General features: G+C 64.0%; 11 protein-coding genes. 2 read left to right on the plus strand and 9 right to left on the minus strand.

The features are described from left to right. Positions 1–122: 122 nt before the first annotated feature. From JQ621_RS03280 to JQ621_RS03310, 7 genes are all read right to left on the minus strand, one after another. The gene (locus tag JQ621_RS03280; protein ID WP_409334172.1) at positions 123–1,151 is read right to left on the minus strand and encodes a L,D-transpeptidase family protein; all 1,029 of its coding nucleotides are present in this window, start codon (positions 1,149–1,151) and stop codon (positions 123–125) included. 196 nt (positions 1,152–1,347) lie between these two features. Further along, entirely contained in the window at positions 1,348–2,352 is a 1,005-nt protein-coding gene (locus tag JQ621_RS03285; RefSeq protein ID WP_212232964.1) for a 4-hydroxythreonine-4-phosphate dehydrogenase PdxA, read from the minus strand. After that, a complete protein-coding gene (locus tag JQ621_RS03290; RefSeq protein ID WP_212232965.1) occupies positions 2,349–3,881 on the minus strand; it encodes a tripartite tricarboxylate transporter permease in 1,533 nt (510 codons plus the stop codon). The genes JQ621_RS03285 and JQ621_RS03290 overlap by 4 nt, the downstream gene beginning before the upstream one ends. An 11-nt stretch (positions 3,882–3,892) precedes the next feature. Next, positions 3,893–4,375, minus strand: a complete 483-nt coding sequence (locus JQ621_RS03295) for a tripartite tricarboxylate transporter TctB family protein (protein WP_212232966.1) — start codon at positions 4,373–4,375, stop codon at positions 3,893–3,895. A gap of 199 nt (positions 4,376–4,574) precedes the next feature. After that, complete coding sequence (locus JQ621_RS03300; RefSeq protein WP_212232967.1) at positions 4,575–5,567, minus strand: tripartite tricarboxylate transporter substrate binding protein; 993 nt, start codon at positions 5,565–5,567, stop codon at positions 4,575–4,577. A 54-nt stretch (positions 5,568–5,621) separates the two neighbouring features. Then, positions 5,622–6,881, minus strand: coding sequence for a CaiB/BaiF CoA transferase family protein (locus JQ621_RS03305; protein ID WP_212232968.1), 1,260 nt, complete (start codon positions 6,879–6,881; stop codon positions 5,622–5,624). Between the two features lie 9 nt (positions 6,882–6,890). After that, positions 6,891–7,685, minus strand: coding sequence for an enoyl-CoA hydratase/isomerase family protein (locus JQ621_RS03310; protein ID WP_212232969.1), 795 nt, complete (start codon positions 7,683–7,685; stop codon positions 6,891–6,893). Between the two features lie 116 nt (positions 7,686–7,801). Between JQ621_RS03310 and JQ621_RS03315 the strand changes: the two genes are divergently transcribed. Beyond that, a complete protein-coding gene (locus JQ621_RS03315; protein ID WP_212232970.1) occupies positions 7,802–8,467 on the plus strand; it encodes a GntR family transcriptional regulator in 666 nt (221 codons plus the stop codon). A 19-nt stretch (positions 8,468–8,486) separates the two neighbouring features. Here the strand turns inward: JQ621_RS03315 and JQ621_RS03320 are convergent, their stop codons facing one another. Next, positions 8,487–9,413 (minus strand): LysR family transcriptional regulator, encoded by a 927-nt coding sequence (locus JQ621_RS03320; protein WP_212232971.1) that lies wholly within the window; start codon positions 9,411–9,413, stop codon positions 8,487–8,489. A gap of 97 nt (positions 9,414–9,510) precedes the next feature. Here JQ621_RS03320 and JQ621_RS03325 point away from each other — a divergent pair, with 97 nt between their 5' ends. Then, positions 9,511–10,386 carry an ABC transporter substrate-binding protein gene (locus JQ621_RS03325; protein WP_212232972.1) on the plus strand — a complete coding sequence of 292 codons (876 nt, stop codon included), beginning with the start codon at positions 9,511–9,513 and terminating at the stop codon, positions 10,384–10,386. A gap of 137 nt (positions 10,387–10,523) precedes the next feature. Here JQ621_RS03325 and JQ621_RS03330 read toward each other — a convergent pair whose 3' ends face one another. Continuing rightward, positions 10,524–12,263 carry a hypothetical protein gene (locus JQ621_RS03330; RefSeq protein WP_212232973.1) on the minus strand — a complete coding sequence of 580 codons (1,740 nt, stop codon included), beginning with the start codon at positions 12,261–12,263 and terminating at the stop codon, positions 10,524–10,526. Positions 12,264–12,360 lie beyond the last annotated feature (97 nt).

Below are 12,360 nucleotides of genomic sequence, written 5' to 3' on the forward strand. Positions count from 1 at the left end.
GCCATCCAGCCCCAGGCCGTAAAAACAACCCCATGCACAGTAGCGGCGGGTTGTTTTCATGGCGATTTTTCCCGTGCTGTTGGGTGCCTCGCGAGATCCGGCGCCACCGGCCTTCCGCAGCTCTATCTTGCGGCGTTGGGATAGCTACCTTCGGTGAACACCACCGGCGTGCCTTTCGCCACGCTGGCGGCGACGCGCTCGGCGTCCCAGTTGGTGAGACGCACGCAGCCATGCGATTGCGCCTTGGAGATGTTTTGCGGCGATGGCGTGCCGTGGATGCCATAACCGTCGGCGGACAGGTTGATCCACATCGTGCCGACAGGATTGTTCGGGCCCGGGCCGATCTTGAAGGGTTTTCGCGAATGAACGCCCTTGAAATGATAGGCGGGATTGTAGCGATAGGTCGGATTTGGATCGATCTCGGTGACCTTCAGCGTGCCCGAGGGCGACGGCTTCTCCTCGCTGCCGACACTCGCCGGATAGAACCCGATCAGCCCATTCGACTTGTCGAGCAGTTTCACGGTCTGCCTGGCCTTGTCGACCTCAACTCTATCGGCCTTGGCGGGCATCGCGCTCCCGCCGTCGTCGTTGGTGTCGACGACAGCGATGGTCTCGCCGGCACGATCGAAATGACGCCCCGGATTGAGCGCGGCCAGCAGCTGCTCGCTCATGTGGAACTTCTCGGCCAATTCCTCCCGCGGGCTGGTATAGCCGAGCTTCGGAATGGCCTTCATCTCCTCCATCTTCGACGGAAGCTTGCGCAGGAACGGGCCTGCGACGTCGTTGGCGGTGATGGTGTAGGTCATTGTCGGTGGCCGGGTGTCCGTCTGAAGCGCGGTCCAGACGTCATCCGTCAGGTCATCCGAGTTCGGCAATTGGCGCGCTTCGGCATAGGCGCGAAGCGCCTTTCTGGCGTTCTCTCCGAACCTGCCGTCGATCTCGCCAGGCGAGAAATGCGCCCTGTCGAGCAGAACCTGCAGGCGAACTCCTGCCGGAGTAGGCTTCTCGTTCGACAGGGTCTTCTTGGAAGGCGCTGCGGAAGCGATTGCGGCCGCATCCATTCCGGTGGCGCGCGCCGGCGCGGCCGCCCAAGCAAAGAGCGTGACGGCAAAAGCAATCTTCCACGCTGCGCGCGGCACCTTTTCGGCCATGTTCCAGCTCCGACGTGAATATGTTCGCCGGGTTGGCAACTCGACTCGACCGCGGAAGTTTCCAGTTTTTCCTGACCGGCGCGGCGCGCGCTAAAGCGCGATGAGATTTGGGTTGAATCGTCATCACGCTTTAGGTTGTTGTTTGAGCATGATCCTTTCGGAAAACCGCTGCACACTTTTCCGGATCATGCTCTGGTCAAGCGCTGCGCCGCACAGCCATCTCCGCCGCAAGCAGCACCGCCGCGCGGCTGGCGCCTGTTGATGCGATGCCCTGGCCTGCGATGTCGTAGGCGGTGCCGTGCGCGGGCGTGCAGATCGGGAACGGGAAGCCGCCGAGCAAGGTGACGCCGCGGTCGAACCCCATCAGCTTCATCGCGATCTGGCCTTGGTCGTGATACATGGTCAGCACCGCGTCGAAGGCGCCGGCCTTGGCGCGCAGGAACACCGTGTCGGCCGGAAACGGGCCCTCCACGGCGATGCCGTCGCGCTGGCCGGCCTCGACCACCGGCGCGATGACGTCGATCTCCTCTCGACCAAAATTGCCGCCGTCGCCGGCGTGCGGGTTGAGACCGGCGACCGCAATGCGCGGTCGCGCAAAGCCCGCATCGCGCATGCAGGCATCCGTCAGTTTCAGGGCGCGCTGGATGCGCTCTCCCGACAGTTTTGACGCGACGTCCTTGAGAGGGATATGCGAGGTGACGCGCGCGTTCCAGAGCTCGCCCAGGACATTGAATTCGCTGGCCGGCGTCTTGAGGCCGGCGACTTCGGCCGAGAACGCGATCTCGTCGTCATAGTCGGCGCGGGCATAGCGCATCGCTTGCTTGTTGAAAGGTGTGAAGCAGACCGCATCGACGCGGCCGTCGCGGGCAAGCTCGAGTGCGCGCCGGTAACTCGTCAGCGCGAATGTCCCGCCGGCAAGGGTCGCGGTCTTCGGCTGGACGTCGCTCGGATCGAGATGACCGAGATCGATGAACAGCGCATCGCCCATAGCGCCGCGAAAATCAGCCCCCTGCTCGGCCCTTGTCAGCTCCGGCGTAACGCCCGCGACGCGCGCGCCCTCATCGAAGATGCGGCGATCGCCGATCACGACGAGGCGGCAGCGGCTGCGGATCTCGTCCATCGCCACGAGTTTTGCGGTCAGCTCGGGGCTGATGCCGGCGGGATCTCCCATTGCCAGCGCAATGAGCGGCTTTGCGGTCATATGATCACCTTTTCCTGGGCGGACGTCTCACCGGCTGTGGACTTGCGGAAGGGGCGCGCGAGCTGCAGCACCAGCGGAAGCAGCAGCAACGCGATGCCTGATACCACCAGGCACGTCACCAGCCTGTTGGCAAAGAAGATGCTGAGGGATCCCTTCGACATCAGCATGGATTGACGGAATGCATCCTCCGCCTTGTCGCCGATGACGATGGCGAGCACCAGCGGTGCCAGCGGATAGAACAGCTTCTTGAAGAGATAGCCGACGACGCCGAAGCCGAGCATCATGACCACGTCGAGATAGGAGTTCGACACCGAATAGGCGCCGACGACGCAGATGATCACGATGAGCGGAGCGATGACCACAAAGGGAATCCGCATCAAGGCGGCGAACACGGGAACGGTCAGCAACACCAGCACGACGGCGACGATGTTGCCGACATACATCGAGGCAATCAGGCCCCAGACGAAGTCTTTCTGATCCACGAACAGCATCGGCCCGGGATTGAGGCCCCAGATCATCAACCCGCCCATCATCACGGCCGCGGTGGCCGAGCCGGGAATGCCAAGCGCGAGCATCGGCAGCAGCGCGCTGGTGCCGGCGGCATGATCGGCCGTCTCCGGCGAGATGATGCCTTCGACCTCGCCGGTGCCAAAATAGCGGCCGCGGCGCGAGAAGCGGCGGGCGATGCCGTAGCTCATGAAGGATGCCGCCGTCGGGCCGCCCGGCGTGATCCCCATCCAGCAGCCGATTGCGGCGCTGCGCAGCAACGCGACGCCATGGCGCGGCAGGCGGCCGATCGCGCGAAACACCTCGCGCCATTCGATCTTCGATGACACGGCGCGGGCGTGAAACTCTTCCTCGACCGCGACCAGGAGCTCGCCGATGCCGAACAGGCCCATCACGGCGACCACGAAATTCACGCCCTTGACCAGCTCGTCCACGCCCATGGTGAGACGGACGCTGCCCGACACGGTGTCGATGCCGATGGCGGCGATCGCAAAGCCGATCGCGAGCGCGACGACGGTCTTGATCGGGGCTGCGCCGCCCATACCGACGAAGCTCGCAAAGGCGAGAAAGTAGACCGCGAAATATTCCGCGGGCCCGAAGGCGAGCGCGACCTGCGCCACCCATGACGCCAGGAAGGTGATCAGGATGACGCCGACAAGCGCACCGAACGCCGCCGATCCGAACGCGGTGGCGAGCGCCGTGGTCGGCCTGCCGTCGCGGGCCATCGGATAGCCGTCGAAGGTTGTGGCGACCGAGGACGGCTCGCCGGGAATGTTGAACAATATCGAGGTGACGGAGCCGCCGAACAACGCGCCCCAATACATGCTGGAGAGCAGGATGATGGCCGAGACCGGCTGCATGCCGAAGGTCAGCGGCAGCAGCAGCGACACGCCATTGGGCGCACCCAGCCCCGGCAGCACGCCGACGAGGATACCGAGCAGGACGCCGACGGCCATCAGGGCCAGATGGGGCACCGTGACCGCGATGGTGAATCCGTGGAGGAGCTCCGAAACATTGTCCATCGCCTGCTCCCTCAGAGTCCGAGCGCCGCGGCGAGCGCGCCATGCGGCAGGCTGACCTGGAACATGCGCTCGAACACGACATAGAGCGCGAGCGCCGTTGCTGCCGCCGTCACCCCCGAGCGCAGGATGGACTGATGCTTCGGGATCGCGAGCACCGCGAACACATACGCCGCCGAAGCGACATACATCCCGAGCAGCGGGATCGCCGCGACGAAGATCGCGGCCGGCACGAACAGACCCGCCAGCCGCCGCAGCTCGATGGAGGTTATGGCGACCGGAACGCTCGCCAGCGAGGCCGCCGGCACAGCGCCGCGCACGAGATTGTAGAGGCTGCCGGCGACGATGATGAGCCCTGTGAGGAACGGGAACGTGCCTGATTCAACGCCCTCGCTCGACCAGCCGATGCCGTTGTCCAGGCTCTGAACCGCCACAGCAACACCAAAACTGCCGGTGAGGATGGCGGTCGCAAGTTCGAGGGCGCGTCGCGATATCATCGGAGGCTCCGGTCGTGCAGCCAATCCAACACCTGACGTCGTCCCGGCGAAGGCCGGGACCCATAACCCCGGGGAGACATTTGGCGAAGACTCGGCATTAAGTGTTCTTCGGGGTGACGACCACCGTCCATCGAGAGATCACGCGGTATGGATCCCGGCCTTCGCCGGGATGACGGAGGAGTTCGAGGCGAACGTCGCCTCACTTGACCAGCCAGCCCTGCTCGCTTGCGACCTGTCTGACGCGCTCGAGGTCCTCCTTGATGAACTTGTCGAAGTCGGCGCCAGTGAGGAACGTGTCGATCTGTGAACTTTTCTCGATGTAGTCCTTCCATTCCGGCGTTGCCTGCACCTTCTTCATGAGGTCGACATAATAGGCGGCCTGCTCCGGCGTGACCTTGCCGGGCAGCCAGACGGTGCGTGGCTGCTCATATTGCTTGATGTCGAGACCCTGCTCGGTGCAGGTCGGAATGTCGCTCCAGCCTTCGGTGGCGGTGATCTTGGGACCGGCCGGCAGGCGCTTCGGGCTAAAGACGCAGAGCGGGCGCTGCGTGCTGCCGCGCCACTGGCCGAGGCTTTCGCTGGGATTGTTGACATGGGAATCGAGATGCCCGCCAGCAAGCTGCACCGCGGCCTCGGCGCCGCTCTTGAAGGGGATGTAAGTCAGCTTGACATTGCCGGTCTTCTCGATCATGCGCGTCAACACCTCGTCGGTGTCCTTTGACTGCGCGCCGCCCATCTTGAACTCGCCCGATGCGGCGGCCTTCAGATAGTCGCCGGCGGTCTTGTAGGGCGCGTCCTGCTTGACCCAGAGCAGGAACTCGTCCTGGGCCATCGCGGCGATCGGCGTTAGATCGGTGTAGTTGAAAGCGACCTTGGAGACGAGCGGCTGCTGCCAGGCGTTCGAGGTGCCAAAAATCACCTTGTAGGGATCGCCGGCGGACGCCTTGCCGTAGACGTAGCCCTCCGCGCCGCTGCCGCCGCCCTTGTTGACGACGACGACAGGCTGATCGGTCAGCTTGTACTTGGTGATGATGTTCTGCACGGCGCGGGCCATGTTGTCGGTGCCGCCGCCCGGACCTGCCGTCGCCACGAACTCGATCGGCTTCTGCGGCTGCCAGGCCGCACACGCCGGCGCGCTGGCTGCGAACACAGCGACACTCGCCGACAACAGGAAGACAGACGTCCCACGCATGATTTCCTCCAACTGATTTTTTCTGTTTGTTAGATCAGTCGTCTCGAGCTCCGTTCAGGCGACGCGTTCCCTGCGCCCCCGTGCGGCTGAAACAATGGCGCCTTCTTGCTCGAGCGCTTCGATTTGTGCCTGGTCGAACCCGTGCTCGGCCAAAACCTCGCGCGTATGTTCGCCATAGAGGGGGGCGCCCGAGGCGACCTTGCCCGGCGTCTCCGAGAACTTGACCGGCAGCCCGATGGTCTTGATCGGACCGAGCGCGGAATGCTCAACCTCGACGACCATCTCCCGCGCCAGCGTCTGCGGATCGCTCAGGGCCTCCAGCATGTCGTGCACGGGGCCGCAGGGCACGCCCTTCTCGTCCAGGGCCGCGAGCCAGTGCGCGCGCGTTTGCGTACGGAAACGTTCGCTGAGGACGGCTTCCAGCGCCTTCAAATTCGCCATGCGGTCGGCGCCGGTGACAAAACGCGGATCGGCGGCGAGTTCGCTCGCACCGAGCGCTTCCAGCATCAGCAGCCAGTGCTTCTTGTTGGCGCCGCCGACCACGAGCCAGCCATCGGAAGCCTCAAAGGCCTGATACGGCGCGTTGAGCGGATGCGCCGAGCCCATCGCGCGCGGCGCCGTGCCGGCGGCCAGCGCAATGGTCGATTGCCAGTAGGTCTGGACCAGTGCCGCCTCGTAGAGCGAGGTCTCGACCCACTGCCCCTCGCCGGTCTTGAGGCGATGTGTATAGGCGGCGAGGATGCCCATGCTCGCGAGCAGGCCCGCGGTGATGTCGGACAGCGGCGGCCCGCACTTCACGGGCGGCCCATCGGGACGCTCGCCGGTAAAGCTCATGATGCCGCTCATCGCCTGCGCGACGAGGTCGAAACCCCTGCGGTGCTTGTAAGGGCCGGTGCGGCCAAAGCCCGACAGCGAGCAATAGATCAGCGCCGGAAATGTCCTGTGCATGTCTTCATAGCCGAAGCCCAGCCGCTCCATCGCGCCCGGCGCAAAATTCTCGACCAGCACGTCGGCGTCCGCGATCAACCGCCGCAGCACCTCCTTGCCGCCGTCCGTCTTCAGATCCAGCACGATGCCGCGCTTGTTGCGGTTCATCATCAGGAACGAGGCCGCCTCGTCGCCGATCTTCGGGGGCACGGAATGGCGCGTGTCGTCACCGTTCGGCCATTTCTCGATCTTGATGACGTCGGCGCCCATGTCGGCGAGCATCAACGTGCAGGTCGGCCCCGCCATGACATGGGTGAGATCGATGACCTTCAGGCCCGCGAGCGGACCTGCGCGGCGGGCTGGGGATTGCGGCTGATCGCTCTGCATCGGGGCGTCCTATTGACCGCGCCACTGCGGGGCGCGCTTGCTGAGGAAAGCATCGAGCCCTTCGCGAAAATCCTGGCTCGTGTAGCACATCAGGATGAGGTCTTCGCCCTCGTCCTGCGTCAATCGCCGCTGCAGACGCGCGACCGCCTGCTTGGTCGCATTCAGCGTCAGCGGCGCGTGGCCGGCCACGAGGCGCGCGAGCTCGTCAGCGCGCTTGTCGAGCGCGGCGAGATCGTCGACGACCTCGCCGAGCAATCCGACGCCAAGCGCTTCCGCGGCATCGACAAGACGCGCGGTGAAGATCAGGTCCTTGACCCGCGCTGGCCCAATCAGCGCGGTCAGACGGCTGACATTGGACAGCGACAGGCAGTTGCCGAGCGTGCGGGCGATGGGAAAGCCTATCCTGGTGCTGCGCGTGCCGATGCGCAGGTCGCAGGCCGCGGCGATCCCCGCCCCGCCGCCGGTGCAGAAGCCGTTGATCGCCGCGATGGTCGGCACACGGCACTGCTCGAGCGTGGCGAGCACCCTGTCGATGCGGTTCTCGTAATCGATGGAATCCTGCGGCGTTTTGAATTCGCGGAACTGGTTGATGTCGGTGCCGGAGGCAAAGGCCTTGTCGCCGGCCCCACGCAGCATCAGAACCTTGATGGACTTGTCGTCATTGGCCTGCTCGCAAATCGCCGCGAGCCGCTCGTACATGGCGAAGGTGAAGGCATTGCGCGCCTGCGGGCGGTTGAAGGTGATCCGTCCGATCCCGTCCTTGCATTCAAAAACGAGATCGTCCGCCGCGATCGCCTGGTCCATTTCCTCGATCCTCGCTGTTTTTTGCATTTTTGAATGCAAAATTTGGAATTTACAAGATATAATTACGGTACTTTCGTCTACCGCATCATTTTTGCATTCAAAAATTGGGTTGCCCCATGCTGCATGAAGAGGTCGTCGGCCGCATCCGCGACATTCTGCTCGACGGCGAGATCCCGCCGGGCGCGCGGATTCCCGAGCGCGAGCTGTGCGAGCGTCTCGACATCTCGCGCACGCCGCTGCGAGAAGCGCTCAAGGTGCTGGCCGCCGAGGGCCTCGTGCAGCTCCTGCCCCATCGCGGCTCGCGCGCGGCAAAGCTGACCGACAAGGACATGCGCGACCTCTTCGAGGTCTGCCAGGGTCTCGAAGCGCTCGCGGGCGAACTCGCCTGCGAGCGCATCACCGACGCTGACATCGCGGAGATTGCCGCGGCCCACGCGGCGATGGTGCAGCATTATCGCGAAGGCGATCTGATCCAGTATTATCGCGGCAACCGCGCCATCCACGAGGGAATCGTCAATGCGGCTGGCAATCCCGTGCTGTCGGGGCTCTACGCGTCGGTGACCGCGCGCATTCGCCGCGCGCGCTACGTGACGCCGATGACGTCGCAGCGCTGGGCGTTTGCGGTCAGCGAGCACGAAGCCATCTTGAATGCGCTGCAACGCCGCGACGGCGCCGGCCTCTCCCACATCCTGCGCGCGCATCTGCGCCACAAGCGCGAAGAGGTGCTGCAGGCGGGGTTTGCGGAAACGGACACGAATGAGCTCACGCTGAAGATCGCGTGAGGCGGCTCGCCTTCTCCGGCTAGGCGCGGTTGCCGAACAGTTCGAGCGTGATCGATCGCAGCCAGCGGTGCGCGGGATCGCGGTGGTAGCGCTCGTGCCAATATTGGGCGATCTCGATCCGCGGCAATGCAACCGGCGTCTTGAACACGGTCATTCCGAGCGGCTCGGCGACAAGGACAGCGAGATTGGCGGGCAAGGTTGCGACCCCGTCGGTTTGCGAGGCGACGATCGCACCTGCAATGAAGCTCGGCACCTGCAACAGGATATTGGTACGCGCGATGGTTCGTGTCAGCACGCGCTGCGTTTCGAGATGGGCCGCATGCCCGGTCTCGGACGCGGTGATCAGGATGTGCTTCTCGTCCAGAAATCCCCGGCGCGTGCGCGCCCCGGCGGGCCTTGGATGGCCGCGTCTCACGACGCTTGCATAGCCATCCGAATAGAGGCGCTGGGAGCGGAGATGACCCGCCGCGCGCGGCAAGGCGCCGAGCGCAAGGTCCGCCTCTCCTGACTCCAGCTTGGTGGCAAAGTGCCGGGAATCGAGCGGGATTGCACGCAACTGAACGCGCGGCGCGAGCTCTGACAGGCGCGCCACCAGCGGCGGCAGGAACCGCACCATGCCGACATCGGTCAAGAGCAGGCTGAATGTCTTCTCGGACTTCCCGGGATCGAATGGCAGCCGCTCCTGCCACAGCCGGTCGGCCATCTCGAGCACGGCGCGGATCTGGGCCGCCATTTCGACGGCACGCGCGGTCGGCTGCACGCCGTTGCCCCGCCGCACGAACAGGGGATCGTCGAAGCGCAGCCGCAAGCGCGCCAGCAACTTGCTGATCGCCGGCTGCGTGGTCTCGAGGCTCACTGCGGCACGCGTGATGCTGCCCTCGCGGATCAGCGCGTCGAGCACGCGCAGGTCACGAAAATCGATCCCGGAAGATTCCATTTTGGACATGTGAAACATTCCATCGTGGCCATGGATTGAGCTTCCTCCCTTGCTATCCTGCAGTCAATCGAACGGGCCGAATGGCCGCAAGGACGCGGAGGATCCCATGACGAAATTCGTGATCGAGCCTCATTTCCGACTGCAGGAATGGGTGGCCGAGGAAAAGGGCTATTTCCGTGACGAGGGGCTGGACTACGAGTTTCGCGAGCTGATCCGTTCGACCGAGGGCCAGCATCACAACAAGGTCAATGAAGGCGCCTTCCAGAGCATCGAGAAGGGGCGCAAGGCCGACATCAGCTGCGCCTGCCACTGGACGGTCAACGTCGCCGCGTCGAACGGTCACGCAAAGCTCTACGCCGACGTCTACTCGGTCGCGCCTTCAGGCATCTTCGTTCCCGCCGATTCCAAAATCCGCACGCCCGCGGATCTGGCCGGCGTACCGATCTCGGTCGGCTTCCAGTCAGGCAGCCATTATTCGACCATCCAGGCGCTCGAGCCGTATCTGGCGCCGGGCCAGATCAACCTGACCTTCGCGGACGGCATGCTGTTCCGTCGAATGGAGCTGCTGTTCGAGGGCAAGAGCGAGGCGGCCTCGCTGTTCAATGGCCCCTATTATTTCGCCGAGCAGCTCGGCTATCGCAAGATCATCGATACGACGTTCATGATCGCGTCCATGATCAATGGCGATCCGGCGCCCGAGGACATCAAGCGCTACTTCCGCGCGCTGAAGAAGGCGCAGCGCGACATCGACCTGCGTCCAGAGCTCTTCACGCGCTACTACAGGAACGAATTTCCCGACCGTTTCCACGCCACAATGGACACCAGGCGCTGGGGCCCCGGCGAGCGCATCGTGTTCGAACCCTATTCGCGCGAGGTCTACGAGCAGTCGTTCGACTGGATCGAGAAGCACGGCATCTTTGAAGCCGGCACGATGGGCGACGGCGCTTACGACAAGGCGACGGTGGCGTTCGGCGGGATTTGAGCGCGAATTGAGGCGCCGACTTCGCACAGACCCAGGCTCAACCCCGAGCTAAACTCCAAGGCCCCTCTCCGCGATTGCAATCGGAGAGAGGCCGCAAGGTTTGCAAGTCACACCGTCTTCTTCACGGCTGCCCGCAATCAGCGGCAGTCGTCGTCGTCGCGATCGCAAGCGCCGTCATGGTCGTCGTCCGCATCGCGACCAAGTCCGGTCTCCGGCGTGAACGACACGCCCCGGAGCGCCTCGGCGAAGCGCGCCGTACGCACCGTGGTGAACGTCTCGTTCGCCGGCAGCGTGGTTGCGGCAAGCTTGTCCCTGATCATGACGAGCCTGTTCGGATCGGCGCCCTGGTCGCCGCCGCCGCTCACTGTGGAGGTGATCGCCCAGATCGATACCGTGCCGTCGGGATTGACGCGTCCGGTGATGTTGCGCAGACCGTCGGTCGCAGGCGACCAGGGCAGGCCGGTCGCCGCGTTGTTGCCGGTCGGGTAATTCCGCACGATGTAGGGGACGCCGAGGTCGAGCCCGGCCTGCAACGTGTAGCTCAGCTTCCAGGTGTTGGCCGTGTCGTCGAACACCCATTTCTGCAAGCCCGCCCCGGTCTGGGCTGCGGCAGCGGTGTAGGTGTTGGTCGCGGCACTAAAAGTATTGGTGCCGTTGCCCTCGTCAGCCACATACAGCGTCTTGGCATCTGCAAACCAGAGGCCGAACGGGAACGAGGTCGCGGTCTTGGCGAGGTTGGTCGGGAAGCCCTTGAGCACGCACATGTTGTAGGGCGTGACGCCGAGCGTCTGCAGCTTTGATGCATCATAGACGATCGGCGTCGTCGGCAGCGTCGCCGATGCGCTCGGCAAACCGACGCCATTGGGGCATGCCAGCGGCTTGCCGTTGGCATCGAAGCCCGAGGTATCGATGAAGTACACCGTGTTGATGCCGTTGCCGCCGCTGCCCTTCGTCACATAGATCACGTCATTGAACACGGTCAGGCCACGGAAATTGGTGTCCTTGCCGATCTTGTCTGCCTTGAGACCCAACTGGGTGACATTGAAGCTGCCGACTGGCGTCGGCAGGCCCGGATCGGGCTGATCGACGAGCGGCGTCTTCGCAGGTGTCACGATCTGCGCGCCGGCGCCGATGATCACGCCGTTGGGTTGGGGATTGCTGCCATTGCCGGCGTTGCCGGTGGTGTAGAACACGTTGGCGCCGGGCCGGTCATTCAGGACAGCCGCGCGCCCGTTGTTACCGCTGTAGGCGTTGGTCTTGGTGAAGCGGAAGCGGCCACGCTCGTCGACCGTCGCGATCACGCGTAAAAAGGTCGATTTCACCGGGTTGGTGGAATCGACGACGTCTGGCGTATTGGAGTTGGACACGTCGATCGCATCGACCGGTGCGAGGTACCCCATGAACGATACGCTGTGGCGATCGATCGAGAGGTTCAACCCGATCTCGGATTTCGACGGAAAGCTCGTCACCATCTGGTCCCGGTTCGACGTGACGCCGTGCTGACCGCTGTTCGGCACTTGAAGCGACTGGACCCGGCGGCCGTTCAGCCGCAATTCGTCGAGCACGATCTTGGCGGTGATGCCGAAAGATGAATCGACCAGATCGTTGCTGAACACCATTGGATAGGTGCCATCGGTGGTCGCCGCGACGCAATTGGGCGCCACACAGTTCGGCGGCAATTGGGTGATGCCGGTCGTGATATTCGAAGCCTTGTTGTCATAGACCGCTTTGCTCAGGAGCAGATGGCCCGGGCGGAAATGAAAATCGTCCTCATCGGCCAGCGCCGGCAGACTGGCGAGCGCCGTCGATGCGAGCAAGGCGGACACAAACACCGTCCGCGGAAGCTCCGCGAACGCGCGCAATCTTTCGACAGCCATAAGCGTTTCCCCAATTTCAAGATTTCGCAAGACGAATAGCCCGGCCAAGACGCGGCTCAGTGTTCATCCAGTCTGCGAGGGGACTGTTACAGGAATG

The organism is Bradyrhizobium manausense, from assembly GCF_018129685.1.
GTDB lineage: Bacteria > Pseudomonadota > Alphaproteobacteria > Rhizobiales > Xanthobacteraceae > Bradyrhizobium > Bradyrhizobium manausense_D.

What these genes read in the sequence shown, in the direction of transcription:
- JQ621_RS03280 (WP_409334172.1), bottom strand. Translation starts at nt 1,151, where the DNA reads ATGGCCGAAAAGGTGCCGCGCGCAGCGTGGAAGATTGCTTTTGCCGTC.
- JQ621_RS03285 (WP_212232964.1), bottom strand. Translation starts at nt 2,352, where the DNA reads ATGACCGCAAAGCCGCTCATTGCGCTGGCAATGGGAGATCCCGCCGGC.
- JQ621_RS03290 (WP_212232965.1), bottom strand. Translation starts at nt 3,881, where the DNA reads ATGGACAATGTTTCGGAGCTCCTCCACGGATTCACCATCGCGGTCACG.
- JQ621_RS03295 (WP_212232966.1), bottom strand. Translation starts at nt 4,375, where the DNA reads ATGATATCGCGACGCGCCCTCGAACTTGCGACCGCCATCCTCACCGGC.
- JQ621_RS03300 (WP_212232967.1), bottom strand. Translation starts at nt 5,567, where the DNA reads ATGCGTGGGACGTCTGTCTTCCTGTTGTCGGCGAGTGTCGCTGTGTTC.
- JQ621_RS03305 (WP_212232968.1), bottom strand. Translation starts at nt 6,881, where the DNA reads ATGCAGAGCGATCAGCCGCAATCCCCAGCCCGCCGCGCAGGTCCGCTC.
- JQ621_RS03310 (WP_212232969.1), bottom strand. Translation starts at nt 7,685, where the DNA reads ATGGACCAGGCGATCGCGGCGGACGATCTCGTTTTTGAATGCAAGGAC.
- JQ621_RS03315 (WP_212232970.1), top strand. Translation starts at nt 7,802, where the DNA reads ATGCTGCATGAAGAGGTCGTCGGCCGCATCCGCGACATTCTGCTCGAC.
- JQ621_RS03320 (WP_212232971.1), bottom strand. Translation starts at nt 9,413, where the DNA reads ATGTCCAAAATGGAATCTTCCGGGATCGATTTTCGTGACCTGCGCGTG.
- JQ621_RS03325 (WP_212232972.1), top strand. Translation starts at nt 9,511, where the DNA reads ATGACGAAATTCGTGATCGAGCCTCATTTCCGACTGCAGGAATGGGTG.
- JQ621_RS03330 (WP_212232973.1), bottom strand. Translation starts at nt 12,263, where the DNA reads ATGGCTGTCGAAAGATTGCGCGCGTTCGCGGAGCTTCCGCGGACGGTG.